The 22,228-nt window shown below is 50.2% G+C and carries 11 protein-coding genes and 1 tRNA gene; 10 read left to right on the forward strand and 2 right to left on the reverse strand.

The window, feature by feature from the left end; all coding sequences use genetic code 11:
• Positions 1-432 precede the first annotated feature (432 nt).
• The 4 genes from KPC83_RS01175 (at position 433) to KPC83_RS01190 (ending at position 15,596) form a co-directional block, all read left to right on the forward strand.
• Positions 433-6,306: a beta-N-acetylglucosaminidase domain-containing protein gene (locus KPC83_RS01175; protein WP_216278776.1), complete on the forward strand. Its 5,874-nt coding sequence runs from the start codon at positions 433-435 to the stop codon at positions 6,304-6,306.
• Between the two features lie 47 nt (positions 6,307-6,353).
• On the forward strand, positions 6,354-12,353 hold the full coding sequence (locus tag KPC83_RS01180; protein WP_253200943.1) for a discoidin domain-containing protein: 6,000 nt from the start codon (positions 6,354-6,356) through the stop codon (positions 12,351-12,353).
• Positions 12,354-12,766: 413 nt separating this feature from the next.
• Positions 12,767-15,358 (forward strand): ATP-dependent chaperone ClpB, encoded by a 2,592-nt coding sequence (gene clpB, locus KPC83_RS01185; RefSeq protein WP_216278777.1) that lies wholly within the window; start codon positions 12,767-12,769, stop codon positions 15,356-15,358.
• Between the two features lie 28 nt (positions 15,359-15,386).
• Positions 15,387-15,596, forward strand: a complete 210-nt coding sequence (locus tag KPC83_RS01190; protein WP_216278778.1) for a hypothetical protein — start codon at positions 15,387-15,389, stop codon at positions 15,594-15,596.
• A 96-nt stretch (positions 15,597-15,692) separates the two neighbouring features.
• Here the strand turns inward: KPC83_RS01190 and KPC83_RS01195 are convergent, their stop codons facing one another.
• Positions 15,693-16,109 (reverse strand): hypothetical protein, encoded by a 417-nt coding sequence (locus KPC83_RS01195; RefSeq protein ID WP_216278779.1) that lies wholly within the window; start codon positions 16,107-16,109, stop codon positions 15,693-15,695.
• A gap of 156 nt (positions 16,110-16,265) precedes the next feature.
• Here KPC83_RS01195 and KPC83_RS01200 point away from each other — a divergent pair, with 156 nt between their 5' ends.
• Both KPC83_RS01200 and KPC83_RS01205 read left to right on the forward strand, forming a co-directional pair.
• Complete coding sequence (locus tag KPC83_RS01200) at positions 16,266-17,612, forward strand: M18 family aminopeptidase (protein WP_216278780.1); 1,347 nt, start codon at positions 16,266-16,268, stop codon at positions 17,610-17,612.
• 85 nt (positions 17,613-17,697) lie between these two features.
• Positions 17,698-17,773: transfer RNA gene (locus KPC83_RS01205), tRNA-Arg, on the forward strand.
• A gap of 204 nt (positions 17,774-17,977) precedes the next feature.
• Here KPC83_RS01205 and trxA read toward each other — a convergent pair.
• Positions 17,978-18,298, reverse strand: a complete 321-nt coding sequence (gene trxA / locus KPC83_RS01210; protein WP_216278781.1) for a thioredoxin — start codon at positions 18,296-18,298, stop codon at positions 17,978-17,980.
• Positions 18,299-18,422: 124 nt separating this feature from the next.
• On the opposite strand from trxA, the gene KPC83_RS01215 reads away from it, so the two are divergent.
• The 4 genes from KPC83_RS01215 to KPC83_RS01230 all read left to right on the forward strand — a co-directional run bounded on the left by KPC83_RS01215 (position 18,423) and on the right by KPC83_RS01230 (position 22,220).
• A complete protein-coding gene (locus KPC83_RS01215; RefSeq protein WP_216278782.1) occupies positions 18,423-19,097 on the forward strand; it encodes a hypothetical protein in 675 nt (224 codons plus the stop codon).
• Between the two features lie 103 nt (positions 19,098-19,200).
• Positions 19,201-20,085, forward strand: coding sequence for an aldose 1-epimerase family protein (locus KPC83_RS01220; protein WP_216278783.1), 885 nt, complete (start codon positions 19,201-19,203; stop codon positions 20,083-20,085).
• Between the two features lie 358 nt (positions 20,086-20,443).
• Positions 20,444-21,388 carry a PTS mannose/fructose/sorbose transporter subunit IIAB gene (locus KPC83_RS01225; protein ID WP_216278784.1) on the forward strand — a complete coding sequence of 315 codons (945 nt, stop codon included), beginning with the start codon at positions 20,444-20,446 and terminating at the stop codon, positions 21,386-21,388.
• A 34-nt stretch (positions 21,389-21,422) separates the two neighbouring features.
• Complete coding sequence (locus KPC83_RS01230; RefSeq protein WP_216278785.1) at positions 21,423-22,220, forward strand: PTS sugar transporter subunit IIC; 798 nt, start codon at positions 21,423-21,425, stop codon at positions 22,218-22,220.
• The last annotated feature ends 8 nt before the right edge of the window (positions 22,221-22,228 follow it).

A 22,228-nucleotide genomic window follows, 5' to 3' on the forward strand; every position in this document is an offset into this window, starting at 1 on the left:
TGGGTTTTGCGCGGCTGATGGCGTATACAAACCAGTACGGCAACATGCAAACGTTCAGCAATAGATGTGTGCTTAGTTTTAGCTTTGCTGAACATTCTAAATTATATTAGATAAACGACACCAAACCTTATCTGTACTTCTAACACGCGATTTTGCAAAGTTTTGCGCTCACTCGTGCCGAACGGTGACGATATTCATAGCAAGACAGGTATTGAAAAATAGATACAACTGAGACGTTTATTAATTCGGCCAGGGGGTTATATCTACCGTTTACGGAAAAATCTCCTACTTTCACGGAGAGATGTGAGTACGTACTCATAAAATCGTATACCTTTTGTGTATGCCTTTCGTAATGGGGTGTGCTGTCTCGTGTTGCCGCTTTGAAGTAAAACGCATCACGCATACAAACACCCTCGAGTTGTAGGAGATGAGATGGATAAGCGCCGTGCATATGTGTCGGTCCTCGTGTTGTGTTTACTTGCTGCCTTTTGTTTTGTGGTACCCATATATGCAACGATGGCTGCACCCGCTTCTGCCCCTGAGTATCAGGTGTATCCCACACCGCACCAGCTCAACTATGCTGAATCAACGCAAACACTGCGCTCAAAGGCGCAGGTAGTGCTTGGCGAGGGCATAGACGCCGAAACTAAAGCACGCCTGAGCGAAGTACTCGGGCTTAAGGGCATTACGGGCACACCGGTAACCGAGTTTGCCGCAAAGCCTAACACCACCAATTTTCTGGTTGGCATTCATGGTTCAGGAGATGCGGTTGATACGCATGTCAAACAACTCGTAAGCGACGGACGGCTAAGCTTTGATGCGGCGGTTTTTGAAAAAACTGATGCGTATGTGTTGGCAATCATTCCGGGCACGCAAACTACCGGCGATGAGCTGATTGTTCTTGGTAAAAACACCGATGCGGCGTTTTATGGCTTAACGAGTCTGTATCAAATCTTCCAGCAGCTTGAAGGTGCAAAAATTCGCAATCTTACGCTCGTAGATTATGCCGATGTCATTACGCGCGGCTTTATTGAGGGCTACTATGGCAATCCGTGGAGCACACAAGACCGCGTTAATCTCATGACCTGGGGCGGATACTATAAGCTCAATGCCTATGTGTATGCTCCTAAAGATGACCCAAAGCATAATGCAAAATGGCGCGAGCTTTATTCAACCGAGGAGCTTGAAACAAAGATTGCACCGCTGGCTACAGCCGGTAATGCATCAAAATGCCGCTTCCTCTATGCAATTCATCCCTTTATGCACAATCCCATTACCTCAGCAAATTATGATACCTCGGTGCCTATTCTTAAAGAGAAGCTTGCGCAGGTCATGGATTATGGCGTGCGCCAAATATCAATTTTGGCAGACGACGCAAACAATCAAGGCGCTGCGCTGTATACGCGCCTTATGACCGATATGACTGAGTGGATTCACGCTAAGCAGGCCGAGAAAAACGATAACGGAACTCTTAAGTATCCGGGGCTCAAAGATACTATCGTCTTTTGTCCGGTAAATTACATGGGCTTTGGTGAGGCTTGGTATGCCAACCTCCCGAGCAATATTCAGGTTATCAACACTGGTGGTCGTGTATGGGGCAAGATTGATAACAATTTTGCTACACGCTTCAAGAGTAGTTCGGGCAACCGTGCGCCCTTTATGTGGATTAACTGGCCCTGCTCAGACAACGACAAAGACGCGCTGCATATGGGCGGACATAACAACTTCTTAGGTGCAGACCTACAGCCAGGAAGCGTTGAGGGTGTTGTGCTCAATCCTATGCAGCAGTCTGAGCCATCAAAGCAGGGCATTTTCATGAATGCCGACTTCACGTGGAATCTCTGGACCTCTACGGCACATGCAGATACCGTGTGGGAGAAGTCTTTTAGCTACATTGACCACAACTCCGCATTGCCAACAGCAGGCTCAAATGCATTGCATGATTTGTCGCTGCATATGCTGCGCATGTACGGTGGTGGTGCAACGTGGGAAAACAATGAGTCGTCTGAGATTCGCGAGGCGCTCTCAAGCTTTAAGACCAAGATGAATGCTAATAGCGTTACTGTGGCAGATGTTGATGACATGCTTGAGATTTTCCAAAACCTCAAAAAGACTGCCGCCGCGTATCGCGATGGCGCAGGCAATCCTGACATGCTTAATCAGATTCGCTTCTGGATTGAAACATGGGATGACCTTACAAGTGCTGCAATCTCTGAGCTTCAGGCACTCAAGGCAGACCTTTCTGGCGACGCTTCTCAACTTGTTGCGCTTCATGCCGAAGGAACCTCTAAGCTTGAGGCAGCTAATAAACACGGATACAGCTATGTTGACCATATTGAGTATGCGCGCGTAGGCAAGGCGCATATCAACCCGTTTGTGAGCGCACTTGTTGAGCATGTGTCTACGCGGGCGCAGCTTGCTTCTGACCCCAATGCCGTGGTGAGGCACTTTATTACAAGTCGCACTGACGCTCCGGGCGCGTCGGTTTCGCGTATCACCGACGGCAAGGCCGATACAGGCGTGAGCTACACCGACCCTGCGCGTATTACCACAGGTACCTTTATAGGTCTTGAGCAAAACAAGCCGTTTACCTTAAAGCGTCTTACCCTTACCTACGATGCAGGACATCTTGCCGATACTATCCGTACAGCCAAGGTACAGGTTTTGCGCGAGCATGACGGCAATCGTGAGTGGGTAGATGTTGCTGGTCAAAGCATCTCAAACAATCGCAATCGCGTGGTAGATTTTAAGGGCATGAACGAGGCAGATGTGTACGGCGCTCGTTTAATTGCCACTGCGGACAATTCTGGTGATTGCTGGCTTACCATCAACGAAATTGAAATCAATAAGGCTGATGACCCTAACGAGCCGCAAATGATTACCGGCACGGTGAGTGCTGAGGCTCTAGTTAGTGCAGATGGCGGACACCCTATGTTAAACGCATCTGATGGGCAGGATTCTACCGAGGCCTGGTTCAAAAAGTCTGAATCGGGCGCTGACCGCGATACAACACCGGCAGGTGCTGCAGTTATAACAACATTTGATGCTCCCGTTACTCTCAATGCACTTGCGTTCTCACAGGGCACGTCAAATGCTGGTGACGTTATTGATAATGGCACCATTTCTTGGCAGTCACCCGATGGAGCGTGGCATGAGGCTGGTCAGGTTACGCGTGCAAAATCACAACAATTCCCGCTTAATCCTGCTGCCGAGGTAAAAGCAATCAAGGTAGTAAACAATACTGCTAAGGCTATTTGGTGGCGTGTGGCAGACCTGCACGGCATTAAGGGTGGCGCACCCATTCAGGCACCCAAGAGCATTTCAACCAATATTAGTCAGTATCAAAGCTACAATATTGCAAAAGCCATTGACGGCGACCCAACCACAAAGTTCTGGAGCAATCGTCCCACGCAAAAAGGCGACTTTGCCATGCTTAAGCTGGGTGCACTAAAGAACATCGATACAGTTTCGCTGTTGCAGGGCACCGGTGATAGGTTTACTCGGGCAGATGTTTTCTACACTGCCGATGCGCAGCCAGATGCGGCATCAGGGACGTGGACTAAGCTGGGAAGTTTTGGTAGCAAAGCTGAGCAAGCTTTGAGCTTTAATACGGTTGAGGCTACCGCAGTCAAGTTTGTGGTTACCGAGGGACATGTCAACTGGTTCCAGTTGTATGAGTTTGATGCGTATGAGCGTTATTCAAGTTCAAGCGATAACGTATATAGCACCTTTGACATACAGGGTGCCCTCAAGGCGCGCGTCTCCGAAGGAGAGGCTGCGCTTACCAATGCAACGCTTACTATGCCCCATAGTGGCGACGTGGTAGGCCTTGATTTGGGTAATGTTCGCCGTGAGGTCAAGCTTTCAAATGAGGCAGTACCAAGTGGCGTTAAGCTTGTTTGGTCGCAAAATGCCCTAGAATGGCATGAGGTAACCACTCAGCCTATTGAGCGCGCGCGTTATGTGGGTTATCAGGCAACTGCTGACAATACGTCTGTAACGTTTACCAATGCTCGTGTGAACTTCTTAGGGTCGCTTGCGCCACGTCTGGTTTCAAGCGATGTATCAGGTTTGCAAAACTTTGATGTATCGCGTGTCTTTGACAACAATATTCCTAGCAATTCAAGTATTGCCGGCACTCCTGCCGCAGGTAATAAGATTGTGTTTGACCTAGGGCAAGAGCGCTCAATTTCAAGCTTTGATTATTTTGTCCCAGAGGTCTCAAAAGACTTTATCCGCAACGGTGTCTTTGAGGTTGCGCAATCACCAGATGCGCCTGACAACGAGTGGCAGCAGGTGCTTGATGTCAACAGTGAGCATTCCGTTGAGAATACGTATAACGATGACACTGCTAAGAGCGCTACGTGGCTAACACATTCGTCGGAGTTCCCAGGCAATATGACCTTGGGAGCCACTGGTCTTTCGGTACGTGGACGCTACCTGCGCTTGCGCTTTACCGCTAGCTATAGCCATCGTTGGATTTGTTTTGGTGAGTTGCGCATAAATGGCAACGAGCATGTATCAACCTATGCCGATGGCGATTTTGAGTCTACTAGCATTGAGCGCGCAGGCACACAGCCAGGCAGTATGCTTGACCGTGAGCTGGGAACATTCTGGGCTCCTGAGCGCACAGAGCAGGGAAGTCTTACCTATCATGTGTCAACTCCTCTAAAGGATGATGGTACGCCATTTGAGGGTGTTCGTATCATTTCGCATGGCAAACCAAGCGGTGCTACTGTTAAGGCAGTGGTGTACACCGACCCAGCATATACACAGACTACTGAGCTTGTGCTGGGCAAGATTACTCAGCCTTCACAGGAGTTCCGCTTTGGTGAGGTATTAGGTGTTGACCGCGCTGCTGTGTCCTATACCGCGGTTCGCGATATTAGCCTTGCATGGGAAACCAATGCAGCCCCTGAGATTTCTGAGCTTTATCTTTTGGCGCGTAGTTCTGCAGCAGGTGCTGATGCGGTTAATGAGCTGCAGGCGGCGGTTGATGCTGCTAAGAAAGTGGATACCACTTCGTGGACAAAAGATGCAGCTGATGCTTTAGCACATGCTATCAGCGCTGCTGAGGCAGGAATTGAACATTCTGACTCCTTAACGCCAGAGACCTCGGCAGCACTTAAAGCTGCACTTACTACAGCGCAAACAAATCCGGTGCTACGCTACACCAAAACCGAACTTTCTGAGCTGGTAGCCCGTGCAAAGGCCGAGATGGGTGACTATACAGCAAGTAGCTGGTCTGCCTATCAACGCTCCCTTGAACTTGCGCGTGCGGCGCTTGCGCATGCAGAGAATTTGCCGCAGGCAGAAGGCGAGGCTTTGGCAGTCATGCTGCTTGACGCAGAGGAGCACCTGAGCTTTGATGCGACAGCACGTGACCGCGCTCAACAGGCGCTAAACGATGCTCACGCGCTGTATGACCAGGGTGAGTACTCTCACGCAACACGTGACGCTTACAATAAGGCGGTTGCTGCACTTGCAACTGCGGTAGACGATGTTAATAGCACACCAACGCGCCTAAGAGAAGCTATGGCAACACTTGATGAGGCAATTCTAGCCTTGCGAGCACCTGATGCTTCAGAGACGCAGCCAGAAGAAGGCAACTCAACAACTCCGGATAATGGTGACCAACCAAGCACAACGCCTGATACAGAAGAGGGCACACAGCCAGAAGAAGGTAACACTGGTGGCGCAGGTGAGCAGCCGGGTACCACACCAGATGAAGGTGGCAGCACTCAGCCCGGAGCAGGCGAGCAGCCAGGCACAACGCCTGGCGAAGGTGGACAACCGGGCTCAGAAAATGGCAACGAGGGAGAAACGCAACCTGGTACCGGCGGCACGGGTGTACAGCCTGGCTCAGGTAGCACGGGTAACGCTGACAATACCGGCAGCACGGGCGCACAGCCAGAGAACGGCAACGGAGATAACACCGCGAGCGGCAACAATACCAACAATGGTGGCAATTCAGGCAATGCTGGCACCGTAACACCCGGCACTCATATTGATGCTGCTGGCGGCAGTGCTGGCGGCGCTCAAGGTGGTAGCGTTAACGCAGGTGCAAGTGGCGCAATGCCTGAGACCAATCCAGCAGACCACGAGCATAAGCCAAGCACGCAGGGTAATAAACCAGAGGGGAATGGCGCTCCAAATAAAACCCCTGAGAAGCCAAACAAGAATAAGCATCATAAGAAACAACTACCAGGAACAGGCGATATGGCTGGCTTTGCAGCAATGCTTAGCGGGGCTGCGTTTGCCGTGGTTTCTCTGGGCGTAAACGCACGTCGTCGTGCATCTCGATAATGCTTGAACTATAGGCGTAGATAGATTTGAAAGTGGGGAATCTGGCAATGAAAAAGATGGGACAGCTTCAATCTCACGGGCTGCCGCACATGTGGGCTCAGGTGCGCCAACGAGCTGTGCGCTCGCTCATAGCGGCAACGCTTGTTTTGGCAGCTCCGCTGGGTTTGAGCCTTGCGGGCGCAGAAACAGCTCCCGTGCGTTCAGCATCTACAACGCAAATGAGCTCAGCGCCTGAGCTGGTTCGTGTAAGTGCTCTAAATGATGCCACCAAGCGCCAGCAAAACTTTAATCGCAACTGGAAGTTTAAGCTGGGCGACCAATCAGGTGCCGATGCGAGCAATTACGATGACTCTTCATGGGGCATTGTTCAGCTTCCGCACGATTACAGCATCGACCAAGACTACACTCGTTCTGGAGAGGCTGAGAGCGCCTATAAACCAGCAGGTATTGGCTGGTATCGGAAAAGCTTTGAGGTTTCGCGCGATTTTGCCAATAAGCGTGTTGTCTTGAGCTTTGACGGCATTTATATGGACTCAACCGTTTGGGTAAATGGACAGCTACTTGCCAATCACCCTTATGGATATACTCCTTTTGCGTTTGATATTACTGAGTATCTTCGTTTTGGCGAGCAAAATACCATTGCAATTAAGGTAAATGCTCAGATTCCTAGCTCGCGCTGGTATGCCGGTGCTGGTATTGGGCGCAATGTTGATATGATTGTGACCGACCCTGTGCACGTGGCACGCGATGGTGTTGTTGTAACCACTCCTGAACTTGCAACACAGGCAAGTGGCGCAGTTACAACAGTGCTTAAAACCACGGTGCAAAACGATGGCACAGAAGCTGCTTCGGTTCAGGTAGAGCAAACAGTATTTATGCGCGGTGGCGACCCTGCTCAAGCAATTGCGCAGGTTAGCACCACCCAGCAGCTTGCAGCCGGTGCGCGAGAGACGTTTGAGGCTCGTGCTAACACCACCAGTGCGCCTGCACTGTGGGACACAGAGCATCCTAATCTGTATACCGTTCGCACGATTATTAAAAAGGGCGACCAGGTTCTTGATAGCTATGACACTGATTTTGGTTACCGCTTTATCTCGTATGACAGCGAAACAGGATTTAAGCTCAACGGGAAACCGGTTAAGATTAAAGGTGTTTGCATGCACCACGACCAAGGTGCTCTTGGTTCTGTCTCAACGTATGATGCACTGCATCGTCAGGTGCGCATTCTTAAAGACATGGGCGCTAACTCAATTAGAACCTCACATAACACACCCGCACGCGAGCTTGTACAGATTTGCAACGAGGAAGGCATCCTGCTTGACCTAGAGTTCTTTGATGGCTGGACAGTTCCAAAGAATAGCAATAGGAATGACTACTCCCGTTTCTTCAATCAAGCGATGGGCGAGTCAAAAATTATAGGTAGTGTTGCAAATAAAACATGGGCGCAGTTTGACCTTGAGCAGTCGATTGCGCGCGACATTAACGCTCCATCAATTATTATGTGGTCACTTGGTAATGAGATGACCGAGGGTACCAATGGTATGCCCGGTCTCAATACCGTTCAGGCTAATTTGATTCGTTGGGCAACAGCAGCTGACGCTACACGCCCCGTAACCACGGGTGACAATAAGCTTAAAGGCAACAATACGATTTTGAACCCGGCTGGTCTTGCAACTGCAGATGGCATTGTTGGTCTTAACTATGCTGGTGGCGCACACTATGATTCAACACATCGCAACCATCCAACATGGAAGCTCATTGGTTCTGAGACCGCATCTGCAATCAATAGCCGTGGAATTTATTCTACGTACGGACGTGACAATAACACTCAGCAATTAACCTCGTATGACTACTATGCAGTTGGTTGGGGTCATAAGGCTGCTGAAGCTTGGTATGACGTGTTAATGCGTGATTTTGTTGCGGGTGAATACGTTTGGACGGGCTTTGATTATCTGGGTGAGCCTACGCCGTGGAACGGTGTTACTGGTGGCGCTCAGGGGCGCTGGCCTTCTCCTAAGAACTCTTATTTTGGCATTATCGATACGGCTGGTTTGCCAAAAGATTCCTTCTATCTCTATCAAAGCCAGTGGAATGACCATAAGCATACCTTGCATGTGGTGCCCGACTGGAGCAACACCACTAAGCGCGAAAATAATAAGGTAGACGTTGTGGTGTATACCGATGCACCAACAGTTAAACTCTTCTTTACGCCGGCCGGGTCAACCGAGCGCCAAGAGCTGGGTACAAAAACCTTTACACAAAAGACTACGCCAACTAATGGCTTTAGCTATCAGATATATGAGGGCGATGGGCGTGCAAGCAATGCCTATCAAAACCTGTACTTAACGTGGAAGGTTCCCTACGCTGAGGGTACCATCACTGCCGAGGCCTATGACCGCGATGGTAGCAAGATTGATACCTCAAGTTGGGACGGCATACAGACGCGTAGCACCACAGGGGTACCTGCTCGCATTGAGTTGGTAGCCGACCGCAGTGATTTGTCTGCTAACGGAACTGACCTAAGTTATCTCACGGCGCGAATTGTTGACGCTAACGGTAAGGTAGTAAATAGTGCTAACAACCGTGTGAGCTTTGCTGTTGAGGGGTCTGCAACACTTGCCGGTCTTGATAACGGTAGCTCACCCGATCATCAATCATATCGCGATAACAACCGTGCTGCTCATGCTGGACAGCTGATTGCTATTGTTCGTGCAACAGAGAAGCCCGGTGCTATCACCGTACGGGCAACAGCAGATGGTTTAGAGTCTGCAAGCGTAACGCTCAACGCGGCATCTATTACCGGCAATGCTCAAGGCAAGCAGGTCGAGAGCCTATTCTATGCACGACACTATTATGTAAAGACGGGTACTACCTTGGAGTTGCCCGAGACTATTCAGGCGCGCTATACCGATGGTTCGGTCGCAGATGAGCCGGTAGTATGGGATGAATATGACGCTGCCAAGCTCAACGAGGCTTCGTCCTTTGATGTGGGTGGCACTGTTGCTGGATTGCGCGTAAGTGTTTCGGTAACGTCGCTTGATAACATCGTGGCTCTTGCTAACTACTCAACCAATACACCGGTTGGACAGCCACCTATTTTGCCTGGTTCACGTCCGGCTATTCAAGCAGACGGCACCATACTGTATGCAAACTTCCCCGTAACTTGGGAAACTCCTGCAGATGATGCATTTAATGCGGCAGGAACAGTTGTAATTCAGGGTCATGCAAACGTGTTTGGTCGCGACATGAACCTAACGGCGACCGTACGTGTACAAGAAGAAACCATCGAGCTGAGCGGAAATATAGCTCCGGTTGCTCATTTGACGCAGTCAATTCCTGAGGGTCAAACCAGCGATGTATTAACTGCAATCAATGATGGTTCAGCAACGCTTGCTTCAAATCCTAGTGGTGGTCCTAATTCAACGTGCTGGAGTAATTACGATTATTCGCAAAAAGGAAATAGTACAGCAAGTATTACGTTTAGATACGATACACAGCAGCGCGTTGGTCAGGCAAAGGTACACTTCTTTACCGATAGCTGGTCGGCACGTTTGCCCAAGGCGGGCACAACAGTCTTTGAGGTATCTGAAGACGGAGAGCGTTGGACGCGTGTTGAAACCCGCGAGACTATTGGAACAGCTCGCAATAACGTTACGCCTTATACCTATGAGTTTGCACCAACGCTTGCTACCTATGTGCGTTTAACCGTAACCAATAACGACCAAAACCTGGGCAATCGCAAACCTTGCACAGGCATTACGGAAGTTGAGCTTACCGGTGTTCGTGGTAGCTACCAAACTCACACTAACGCAGACCTTGGGTCACTAACCGTAAACGGAAAAGCAGTTGACGCCTCAGCACTCGCAGCGGGTCGTTATAAGACACCAGCTATCATTGCTACGGTTGAGCCGGTTGCAGCAAACAATACGGCAGTTACCTTGCTTCCCGAACATGAGGGTGTTATCCGGATGGTGCTTGAGTCTGAAGACCATAAGACGGTACGCACCATGGAGGTTGTGCTTGGTGAAGAGACTGAGCTTCCGGCTGATGATGACTCGCGCGATGTAGAGCTTTCTAAGATTACCGTGAGTGCTGGTAGCGAGGTTGCTGATAATCACGTAAGTGCGACTGAGGGCAAGATTACTTTTGCCTTTGACAATAATCCTCGCACGTATTGGCATAGTAGCTGGTCTCCGGCTCCATTGAGCGAGCGCTGGGTTCAGATTGCCGTTGGCGAACCGGTAACCATTGATGCCCTGCGTTATTTGGGACGTCGTGACGCAACGCCTAACGGAATGGTAACTGAGGGTTTGTTGCAATATAGCGAAGACGGGGTTACCTGGCATGATGCAGGTACTGCTCAGTGGAAGGCGCCCAATAGTGCAGGCTATAAACACGGTTGGCAGTTACTTACACTTGAGCAGCCGGTAACGGGCAGATATTTCCGGTTCCAAGGCACGCATACCTATGCAGATACAGGTAGCGATAAGTTTATGAGCGCTTCTGAGATTCGTCTCAGGAAGGTGAAAGAGCCAATTGATATTGCAACAGCACGCATTGACGGTCCAAGAAGCTTAGAGGTTGAGAAGCTGAGTGTTGAGCATCCGGGTATGTTTGAACCGACTGCTTTGACGGTTACCTTGCCTGGTACTAATGGTACAGCCGATAAGACACTCACCTATGGTCTTGATTATGCACTGGAGTACAGCAACAACACCGAGGCAGGCACTGCTACGGTAGTAGCACGTGGTCTTGATGCCTATGGCGGCCGTAGCTTGGAGCATACCTTTACGCTTACCCGCACACCTCCTACGCTGGAAGGTATCTCGGTAAGCACGCAGCCAACTAAGATGGCATATGCTATTGGTGAGAAGTTTAATCCAGCTGGTATGGTGCTTACGCTTGCTATGAGCGATGGTTCTGAGTCAACCTTGGCGTATGGTGCAGATAATGCAGCTAAGTTTAGCTTTGAACCAAGTCTTGATACTGCATTTACAACTGAGGGCGCAACTGATGTAACCGTAACCTACGGCGGCAAAACAGCAACTCTCAGTGTGATGGTTACTCGTCCTGCGCCAACCACTGCACGGATAAGCTTGATGATTGATGACCAGCCTTTTGGAGAACCGTTTGAGGTTGAGTTGGGTAAGCCTATGCCTAAGCCCACGCAGGTTCCCACCAAAGAGGGTTATGTCTTTAAGTATTGGGCTGTTGAGAAGATGGTATCGCGTCCATTGTTCTTTGGTTTGTTCCGCAGCGCACCTCAGCCTGAGCTGGTTGAATACGACTTTAGTCAGCCAGTTACCGGTCCTTTGACCTTGTATGCCGTCTTTGAGCGTGCAGCGCAGCCAGACGAAGGCAATACGGGCGGCAATACGGGTACGGAGCTGCCGGGCGGCGGCAGCGCGGGTACCGAGCAACCCGGCGGTGGCAGCGCGGGTACGGAGCAGCCGGGCGGCGGCAGCACGGGTACCGAGCAGCCTGGTGGAAATGCCGGCACTGAGCAACCTGGTAGCGGCAATACGGGTACGGAGCAGCCCGGCGACAACACCGGCAGCACTCAGCCCGGCGGAAGCGAGCAACCTGGTGATAATACCGGCGGTAATACCAGTGGTACGCAACCTGGCAGCACTGAGCAGCCAGGCGGCAGCGAGCAGCCCGGAAACACCGGAGATAATACCGAAACAGGAGCCGAAGCCGGCTCAGGCACAGGTGCTGAAACCGAACATGCGGGTACGGGTACCGGTAGCGGTAGCGGCGAACATGCTGGTAGCAATACCGATGTGAACAACGGTAGCACGCTGGGTGCCTCTGGTGCCATAGGCACTCAGGGTGGTCAGCCTAGTACCGATGTGCATGGCAGTGGCTCTCCTGCAGGTGGCTCACCTTCCGCACAAGAAGCCCCGCGCACGAATCGCGGACATGGTAAAGCAAAGAAAGCTTTGCCAGGTACCAGCGACCTAACCATAGCAGCAGTGACACTTTTGGCTGTTGCTGGTACAGGGTTTGGTGCATATGGCCTCAACCGTAAGCGTCGCTCACACTAAGAAAAGGCGACAGAATTTGTTCTGTGCTGAGCGATTGTAGGCACAGAGAACACAATAAAGCAGGCTCGCATTAAGCGGGTCTGCTTTTTGTTTTGTCAGTTTGTGTGGCGTTAAAAATATCAATACTTAGAAAATCTTATATGAAGAGACTTAGATTCTGATTAGAGTTATAAAAAACGGCAAGAATAGCTCTCAAGAGAACAAAAGCTGTTCCGCAGGACAGCTACCAGTAGGAAGTATAGGCTGTGCGAGTGCTCTAACAAGAAGTGCGAAAGCGCATACGCAAGGCGGTATGAGCACGCGCAAAGCATACATGCGAGCGCTCGATAGATTCGCTTTCGCATGTGCACGTCTTTACAGATGAGCGTTAACACAGTTCTTATAACCTAGGGGTGCACACAGAGGGGGAAGCTATGAGAATCGATAAACTAGCTCTTACATCGCGCCAAGCTCTGCAGACTGCCATTAGTATTGCCGGAGATGCACAGGCGGCATCTGTTGAACCTATTCACTTGTTGGCAGCGCTTCTCAGTAGCGGTGAGCGTAACATCTCGGTCATCATCGAGCACATTGGCGCTCAGCCTGAACAGTTGGCGCGTGCTACGCAGGAAGCTATTGATGCTGCGCCACGCGTTCATGGAGCACAGCTTAATTTAAGCAACGATTTAACACGCGTGCTCGACCGTGCAGAGAAGCTTGCTGCAAAAATGGACGATAGCTTTGTGGTTACTGAGCATCTGCTTATGGCGCTCGCGAAAGACAAATCAGCGGCAGGCACCATTCTTGGGCAGGCAGGTGTCACGCAGGAACGTATTGAGGCAACCTATACGGAGCTGCGTGGCAGTGACCGCGTGAGGTCTGAGGACGGACAGTTGCAGTTTGAAGCACTGGAGCAATATGGGCGCAATATCTGTGACCTTGCACGTTCAGGCAAGCTTGACCCGGTAATCGGTCGTACCGATGAGATTCGTCGCACGATTCAGGTGTTATCACGCCGCACAAAAAATAATCCGGTGCTCATCGGTGAGCCGGGTGTTGGAAAAACAGCAATTGTTGAGGGTATTGCGCAGCGTATTGTGGCAGGCGATGTTCCCTCTACCTTGCGTGACCGCGACCTTATTGAGCTTGACATGAGTGCGCTGGTAGCAGGTGCTAAATATCGTGGTGAGTTTGAAGACCGATTAAAGGCAGTGCTCAAAGAGGTTGAACAGGCGGCCGGTCGTGTCATCTTGTTTATTGACGAGCTTCATACCATTGTGGGGGCGGGTGCCACCGAGGGTTCAATGGACGCAGGCAATATCTTAAAACCGGCGCTTGCTCGTGGCGATTTGCATGCTATTGGCGCAACAACTCTGGATGAATACCGCAAATACATAGAAAAAGATGCGGCACTCGCGAGGCGTTTTCAGCAGGTTTTGGTGAGTGAGCCAAGCGTTGAGGACACCGTTTCAATCTTGCGTGGGCTTAAAGAAAAATATGAGATTTTTCATGGTGTGCATATTACCGATGGTGCGCTTATAAGTGCCGTCGATTTGTCTGACCGCTATATTGCAGATCGCTTTTTGCCTGATAAAGCAATCGATTTGGTTGATGAGGCGGCAAGTCGTTTGCGTATGGAGCTCGATTCTATGCCAGTTGAGATTGACGCTTTAGAGCGCCAGCTCACGCAGATGCATATTGAAGAAGAAGCTCTCAAGAAAGAGACCGATGAGGCATCAGCCGAGCGTCTGCATGATTTGCAGCAAGAAATTGCAGAGGTGCAGGAGCGTTTGAATGTGGAAAAGGCTGCTTGGCTTAATCAAAAAAATGAAATTGACCGCTTGCAGGAGCTTAAAAGCCAGCTTGACGAGGCACGCAGTGAACTTGAGCGCGTAACGCGTGAGGGCGATTTAGGACGCGCGGGAGAGCTTCGCTATTCAGTTATCCCTGGGCTTGAGGCTGAAATTCACGTCTCAGAGGCGGAGCTTGATAAGCGCCGCGCAGCGGGTGATGAGACGCTGAATGAGCAGGTTACCTCAGATGAAGTTGCCGAGGTTGTGAGCGCATGGACAGGTGTTCCGGTATCAAAGATGATGCAAGGTGAGCTGGATAAGCTCAAAGCACTTGAAGTTGAGCTACATAAGCGTGTGATTGGTCAAGCTGAGGCTGTACATGCAGTTGTGGCGGCGGTACGGCGCTCTCGTGCGGGGCTATCTGACCCCCATAGACCGATTGGTAGTTTTTTCTTCTTAGGGCCAACAGGGGTTGGAAAAACTGAGCTTGCAAAAGCATTGGCAAACTGCCTTTTTGATGATGAACGTGCGCTGGTGCGCATTGACATGAGTGAGTACATGGAGAAGTTCAGCGTTCAGCGGCTCATTGGTGCACCTCCGGGATATGTGGGCTACGACGAGGGCGGTCAGCTTACCGAGGCGGTGCGTCGCCGTCCGTATTCGGTTATCTTGCTTGATGAGATGGAAAAGGCGCACCCTGATGTATTTAATGTCTTACTTCAGGTGCTTGATGACGGCCGTTTGACTGACGGTCAAGGTCGTCAGGTGAGTTTCAAGAATACTATCATTATTATGACATCTAACGTTGCATCAGATGTTATTGCTGAGCACGCGGGTGGCGATGCTGATGAGATGCGCCGTCAGGTTGAAGAGCGCATGAGTAAGAGCTTTAGACCGGAGTTCTTAAACCGCATTGACGATACGGTTATTTTCCATCCGCTGGGTATGGCTGAGATTGAGCAAATTGTTGAGATTCAGCTTGCGGATGTTCGCGCGCGCTTAGCGAAAGAGCGTATGACACTTGAGGTAAGCCCAGCGGCTCAGCAAATGCTTGCGGTAGGTGGTCTTGACCCGGTGTTTGGTGCGCGACCGCTCAAACGCTTGATACAGCGTGAGGTTGTCGACGCTATTGCAAGTGCAATTATTGATGGCGTGGTACATGAGGGCGATGCACTGTCGCTTGAGATTGATGCATCGGGTGGTATGAGCGTTTCACGCGTGAGTTATGCTTGAGATGATGTCCAATCGGGGAAGGGTCAATATGTCTAAGGTAGGAGAGCGCGTTTCAGCGCCTGATGCAATATCACGCCAAGATGGGGTTCGTGCGCGTCAGCAGCGTAGACAGTCTAAGCAGGTACAGGTTACAGACCCGTTTATTCGTGCCGAGCATGAAGACGATGACGGCTATGACCCCTATTCAGACCGCCGCCCTGAGCCAGAGCCAATGTTTCAGCGCGACCCGTGGAGTTAGTCGGCTGAGTTGAGAGCCTGCTGAGGTACGTCGGCCTATTGCGTGAGCTTGAGCATCTGTTGTTGAGGCGCGAGGTGCGGTAGAAGTGCGCTGCTACTACCACTCAAGCTCATGCAATACACGGCGGCGATACAGTGCGCCAATAAATATAACAACAACGCTCAATGCTCCAAGCACAACCAATGCAAAGCCTGCAACATTCCAGAGCAGTGTGAAAACAACTGAGCAAATAACTGCAATAAGTGTTAGTGCTACTGAGTTATTGAGTGAACGTGGCTTGTTGGCACCTTGGATACCTTCGCGTGCTAACAAGAAATGAGTAATGCCCGCAATAAGACCTGTTACTCCTGCAACCACGCGAAGCGTTTCACGCGCTAGACTCACTCCAAAAAGCTCCAAACCCTCAGGACTCAGGCTTCCTATACAACACAATACCCCTGCAATAAGCAGGGCAAGAGCAATAGGCACCTGTAGGAGACTAACAATTTTTAGAACTTTGCGGTTTTGAGACATATATACTCCAATCCGATAAGTGTAATAACAATGCTTGTATACTCTCATCTTAGCAGCTTATGAGCATCGTGTCCGCACGTGCGGCGAATGTATATACCAATAGCAGGTGGCAAGCGTACAATAATATCAAGGTTATATGAGCTGAAAGGGTTTTGCATGAGTGTTTCATCTGCTGAATTACAGCGTGCACATGGTTTAATTGATTTTATTCAGGCATGTCCCAGCATGTTTCACACGGCACATACCATTTGTACCCGCTTAATTGAGGCTGGTTTTGAGCTGCTGCACGAAGGACGTCCGTGGAATATTGAACCCGGTAAACGCTATGTAGTTGTGCGTAATAACTCGTCAGTTATCGCCTTTTCTGTAGGAAAACATGTGCTTGATGACCCTCTACATACACATTTTCAAATTACAGCCGCGCATGGCGATTCGCCAACGTTTAAGGTCAAAGAGGTCCCCGAGCTTACCGGGGCAGGAAACGCACTCAAGCTCAATGTTGAAGCGTATGGCGGCATGATTGACTACACGTGGTTTGACAAGCCCTTGTCTTTAGCTGGGCGCGTCTTGGTACGTGTGGGCAATCGCCTTGAGCATCGGCTGCTTTCTTTTGACCGCGACCTTGCGCTTATTCCAAGTGTTGCCATTCATCTTGACCGCAAGGTCAACGATAGTTTTTCTCCTAATCGCGCTCGCGATTTGTCACCGGTGTTATCGGTGGGTGAGCTAAGTGTTGGTGCATATATGCAGCTTGTGGCTGATGCTGTTGGTGTAGCTCCAGAAGATGTGTTAGGAAGCGACCTCTTTTTAGTGAACCGTCAGCCCGGTTGTATCTGGGGTGCTGAGCAGGAGTTTATCTCTTCGACTAAGCTTGATGATTTAATGTGTGCCTATACGGCGTTAGAAGCATTTATGCAGGTAGATAACGAGCACTCAGTAAATGTATATTGCTGCTTTGATAACGAAGAGGTCGGGTCTGAGACTAAGCAAGGCGCACTTTCAACCTTTATTGCAGACGCCATGCGCCGCGTGTGCGCAGGTCTTGGTTTAGATGATGAAGCATATCGGCAGGTAGTTGCTCGTTCTATGATGGTGAGCTGCGATAACGCACATGCAGTGCATCCCAATCGAGCAGATGTATACGACGAGACCAATCAGTGCCGCATCAATGGCGGACTGGTTATTAAAGAAGCAGCTAACCAGCATTATTGTACCGATGGTTTTAGCCGAGCAGTATTTTTGGTAATTTGTGATAGGGCAGGGGTGCCGCTTCAAAGTTTTGCAAATCGAAGCGATATGGCTGGCGGCTCAACCTTGGGCAATTTGGTAAACATGCAGATGAGCTTACATGCAATCGATGTTGGCTGTGCGCAGTGGGCTATGCACTCGGCATTTGAGACGGCAGGCGTGCGCGACGTTTCGCAGGCAATAGGGGCACTTGCAGCATTTTATGCGGCAGATTTGTACATTGATGGGGCAGATGCGGTGACATTTGGCATATAGGAGCAGAGGCACAGTTATGATTCTTACAAGGTATTAATCTTGAGGTGTGAGAGGCGGGGCTTTTTGCTACACTGTTGGGGCGTGAGCCCTCGTAGCTCAGGGGATAGAGCACCGCTCTCCTAAAGCGGGTGTCGTTGGTTCAAATCCAATCGAGGGCACCAGATATTTCAACAGGTCAGAGGCTATTGTCGCTGACCTGTTTTGCTTATATGCGGCTTTGGTTTTGCACAATCCTCTAGTTTGCATAATCGAACAGTCAAAACAAAAGCCTGACAGCGGGGAAACTGCCAGGCTTTTGGCGCATCACTTATTGTGTGTAGCCGTGCTGCTCGCGCGATACACGCAGTGAGGTCCTCGTTTGCTGCTTACAGCTTGGGCTCAATCTCTGAAACAAGACGTGCCTTGGGCATAGCGCCAACTACACGGTGAGCCTCTTTACCACTTTTTAGCAGAACGAGCGTAGGAATTGACATAACGCCGTACTTCACCGCGAGGTCTTGATTCTCGTCAACGTTGCACTTAGCAACCGTGAGGCGACCGTCCATGTCGTTTGCAATCTCCTCAACAATAGGAGAAACCGTGCGGCAAGGACCACACCAAGGTGCCCAAAAATCAACGAGTACGGGCAGGTCGCTTTTCAGCAGTTCGTCAAAGTTGTCAGCAGTAACTTCTACAATGTTTGCCATGTGTTTCCTCCAAGTTTAGGCTTTTGGCTAAGCATCTTTTGTAAGTTAGCAAAGCTTATACCCACCTCGCTCAGAAGTTTACATTCAGGCGTAGAATGGTGTGTATAAACAAAGGAGGCACGGCATGTCCATAACTCAGACCGAGCGCACTCAAGCGCTCTTTGAACAGGCGCGCGCTCAAATTAGAAGTCTGGAAGCACGCGGCGTGTGGATTGAAGGTAATGGGTTTTCACCTTTGCTGTTGGTAAAAGGTGAGTTTACAGCCGGTAATACTTGTCATACATCGTTGCTTGAAACCAGAGAGGACGCGGCTCTAAGAGCTGCTCTCACCCGACTTGGTTGGGCACCCGAGGATTTCTGTGTTTTGGGAACGCGGACACTCTCGCGCGAAAAAACAGATGAGTGCTCAGATTTGAATCAAGATACAACTTTAGATGCAGGAGCATATGCAAGTTCAAGTGCGCCGCATACAAGCGATACTGCTCTCAGCTATACGCATCAGTTGGGCACTACGCTTGCGCCTGAGGTGTTTTGTGAAGCAATTGAGGCTTTGGACCCCGAAGCAATTCTTCTGCTTGATGTGCCTGCTACTGAGCTTATGCGTGAGGCATATATGGATGTGCTGGTTGATATTGAAAACTTTGAAACGGCTATGCTTGAGCCGGGGTATGTGGCATCGGTGTTGGGTCGGCGTGTGCTTGCGCTGGGAGACTTTGCTGCCTCGCTTGCCGACTCGGCAAAAAAGCAGCTTGTGTGGTCGTATCTCAAAAAGTTAGCACCGCTGGGCTCGCCATATTAGGATGTCAATATGTGCATTGCATGCTATGAATTTGGTTTGATATAAGCTTCGTTTGTTTTTGCGCAATTGCACTCGTTGCGCAATAGATTATGAGAGGTACGCCATGTCTTTAACACGTATTTCATCAGGCGATATGACAGCTACGATTGATACTGCTGGAGCACAGTTATCGAGCTTGACGTGGCAAGGACGTGAGTATCTTTGGCAGAAAGACCCAGCGTACTGGGCAAAATCGGCTCCAATACTATTTCCGGTGGTGGGTGCAGCAGGCGATATACCACAGCAGTCGCTCGCAGGTCCTTGTCAATTGGCCAAGCATGGTTTTGCGCGCGATATGACCTTTTTGGTGCACGAACAAAGCGCAAACACAGACTGTACCCGCTTTGAGCTGAGCGCTACACCTGAGACGCTTGCCGTATACCCGTATCACTTTCAACTTGAGGTGAGCTTTGCGCTCGACGGTCAAACCCTAACTCAAAGTTTTTGTATAACCAATACAGGAGAGTACACTATGCCCTTTGCAATAGGTGGGCATCCTGCGTTTTTTGCACCTATTCCAGACACTGCCGATGCGTGTTTTGAGGACTATGACCTCATCTTTTCTCAATCGTGGACAGCGCAAAGCCCTAAGGTTATGGCAGGCGGATTGCTTTCGTATGAAGAGGCTTATACGGTATTTGAAAACGCAGATTCACTTGCGCTTACGAGGGATTTATTTGAGTTTGATACGCTCATCTTGAGCGAGGTTCCCGATGCAACCGTAACTCTGCGCGGGCGCAGGAGCGGTCACGGGGTACGCGTTGACTTTGCTGACTTTGACTTTTTGGGTGTGTGGTCGGCACCCGATGCGCCTTTTGTTGCGCTTGAGCCGTGGTCTATGCATGCCGCAACAGTTGGGGCCCCTGAGCGCCTAGAGGAGCGGGAACATATTATTCTGCTTGAGCCCGGCGCATGCGACACGCGAAGCTTTTCCATCACGCTGATGTAGTCGCCTGAGAGCAGGTGCTAGCTGAGGGTAGGTGCTACCTGAGGGTAGGTGCCTCCTAGGAGTAGGTGGCTACCTAAGAGCAGGTAGCCACCTCAGAGCGGGTGTGCCGCACTTTGCGCGCTTTACTCTGGCCAAAAAACGCAGAGAACATGAAATAAGGCATGCACATTGCGCCTGCGCCTATATCTGCGTGCACATTCTTTTACGTATATCTCACAAATATATCTTTGCTGTCCGGTGAGCGGTCGAAATGAGCCGGTGAACGGTATATAGCAGCTTTTTCTAAATTTCAAACATACTAATAGTAATAAAAATACTAAGATGTATATAACGACCATGATGAGTAGAAGGAGTAGAAATGAATCAGCTCATTCTTGCATCCCATGGAGACTTTGCGCGTGGTGCACGCGATACCATCTCTATGGTCTTGGGGGAGAGCGCAATGCCAGTTCACGTGGTGAGTCTGCTTAGAGATGACACCGAGTCGATTCGCGACAGAGTATCTGCTTTGCTGCAGAGTTTTTCTCCTGATGACACGGTGTATATCTGTACCGACATGCTGGGCAGTAGCGTCAACAATGAGATGCTTGAACTTATGCAAACAGATGGGCGCGTGAAGGTGATAAGTGGTATGAACATTCCGCTTATTCTTACGCTGGCTACGGCGCAGCAGCCGCTTTTAGATGCTGAACTCGCCCAGCTAATCACCGATGCACGTCTTGGCATTTGTGATTGCTCGGCAACTTTATCTCAGCAAAAAGCAGCGACAACAGTCAAACTAGAGACCACTCAGAAGCAAAAGGGTGTGCAAGCTAACAAGGGTCCTGCAAACATTTCGCTGGTGCGCCTTGACTATCGCCTGCTTCACGGTCAAGTTGTGTTCTCGTGGATGAACACGGTAGGCGCTGAACGTATTATTGTGGTTGATAACGCTGCTGCTCAAGATGAGGTTCGCGTATCGGCATTAAAGCTGGCAAAGCCAGCAGGCGTGCGGCTCAATATTTTTACGGTTGAGCGTGCAATTTCTAAGATGGACAAGCTCAATACCTTAGGCGAAAACGTCATGATGATTTTTGGCAACGTGCGTGAGCTTCGTACATTCTGTGAGAGTTATCGAATTGACGTCATAAATTTTGGCGCCGCTGCCAATCACGAGGGGGCAACTCCGGTAGGCGGACGAGACACTTCAGTGTTCTTAGACGCAGCAGAAAAAGCTGATGCGCAGGCACTGCTTGACATGGGCATTTCAATTTATGAGCAGCAAACCCCCACACAAGCAAAAACAAGCATTTTGGCCTTCTAGGTTTGGGTTCTTATATCTTTGAAAGGAGTTTGATATGGACCAATTGGTACACGCTCTTCTGGTTGGTTTGGTCGGCGTGTTTTGTATCCTTGATTCGCGCTTGCTTGGTCGCCTTAACTTTGAGCAGCCGCTGATAGGTGCAACACTCGTTGGCTGCGTACTCGGCGATATTCCTACTGGCCTTGCGGTAGGCGCTGCTGTTGAGCTGGTAACTATGGGGCTTGTCTCGGTAGGCGCTGCGGTTCCACCAGATATGGTGCTAGGCGGCATTGTAGCCTCAGCCTTTGCTTGCCTTACAGGTGCTTCTGCCGAAACTGCCATGACCATTGCTATTCCCATTGCAGTGCTCGGGCAGCTCCTCGGCATTGTATTTCGCTCGGTAATTGCTGCACTTACACACGTTGCCGATGCTGCTATAGAACAGGGCAAGTTTAAGAAAGCCTATCGCATGCATATTGTGGCGGGCACCATTTTGTACTCACTCATGTATTTCATTCCTATTTTCCTTGCGGTGTACGCCGGTGCCGATGCAGTTCAGGCAATTGTGGACCAAATTCCTGATTGGCTAAGTGCTGGTTTAGGCGTGGCAAGTAAGGTGCTTACTGCTTATGGTTTGGCGCTCCTACTTTCCATGATGCTCAACAAAGGTATGACGGCCTTTTTGTTCTTGGGCTTTATGCTGGCGTCATATCTCAAGCTTTCGGTTATTGCAGTCTCTGGATTTGGTCTTATTTTGGCTTTCCTTATAAGCACCATGGGTTTTAACCAGAGCAATTTTGTAAGCTCAGGCGCAGTGTTAGACGACTATGACCCGCTTGAAGATGAAGACTAGGAGAACAG

It is taken from the genome of Collinsella sp. zg1085 (assembly GCF_018889955.1).
In the GTDB taxonomy this organism is placed as follows: domain Bacteria; phylum Actinomycetota; class Coriobacteriia; order Coriobacteriales; family Coriobacteriaceae; genus Collinsella.

Coding starts and splice junctions, on each gene's coding strand:
- KPC83_RS01175 (WP_216278776.1), top strand. CDS start 433: ATGGATAAGCGCCGTGCATATGTGTCGGTCCTCGTGTTGTGTTTACTT.
- KPC83_RS01180 (WP_253200943.1), top strand. CDS start 6,354: ATGAAAAAGATGGGACAGCTTCAATCTCACGGGCTGCCGCACATGTGG.
- clpB (WP_216278777.1), top strand. CDS start 12,767: ATGAGAATCGATAAACTAGCTCTTACATCGCGCCAAGCTCTGCAGACT.
- KPC83_RS01190 (WP_216278778.1), top strand. CDS start 15,387: ATGTCTAAGGTAGGAGAGCGCGTTTCAGCGCCTGATGCAATATCACGC.
- KPC83_RS01195 (WP_216278779.1), bottom strand. CDS start 16,109: ATGTCTCAAAACCGCAAAGTTCTAAAAATTGTTAGTCTCCTACAGGTG.
- KPC83_RS01200 (WP_216278780.1), top strand. CDS start 16,266: ATGAGTGTTTCATCTGCTGAATTACAGCGTGCACATGGTTTAATTGAT.
- trxA (WP_216278781.1), bottom strand. CDS start 18,298: ATGGCAAACATTGTAGAAGTTACTGCTGACAACTTTGACGAACTGCTG.
- KPC83_RS01215 (WP_216278782.1), top strand. CDS start 18,423: ATGTCCATAACTCAGACCGAGCGCACTCAAGCGCTCTTTGAACAGGCG.
- KPC83_RS01220 (WP_216278783.1), top strand. CDS start 19,201: ATGTCTTTAACACGTATTTCATCAGGCGATATGACAGCTACGATTGAT.
- KPC83_RS01225 (WP_216278784.1), top strand. CDS start 20,444: ATGAATCAGCTCATTCTTGCATCCCATGGAGACTTTGCGCGTGGTGCA.
- KPC83_RS01230 (WP_216278785.1), top strand. CDS start 21,423: ATGGACCAATTGGTACACGCTCTTCTGGTTGGTTTGGTCGGCGTGTTT.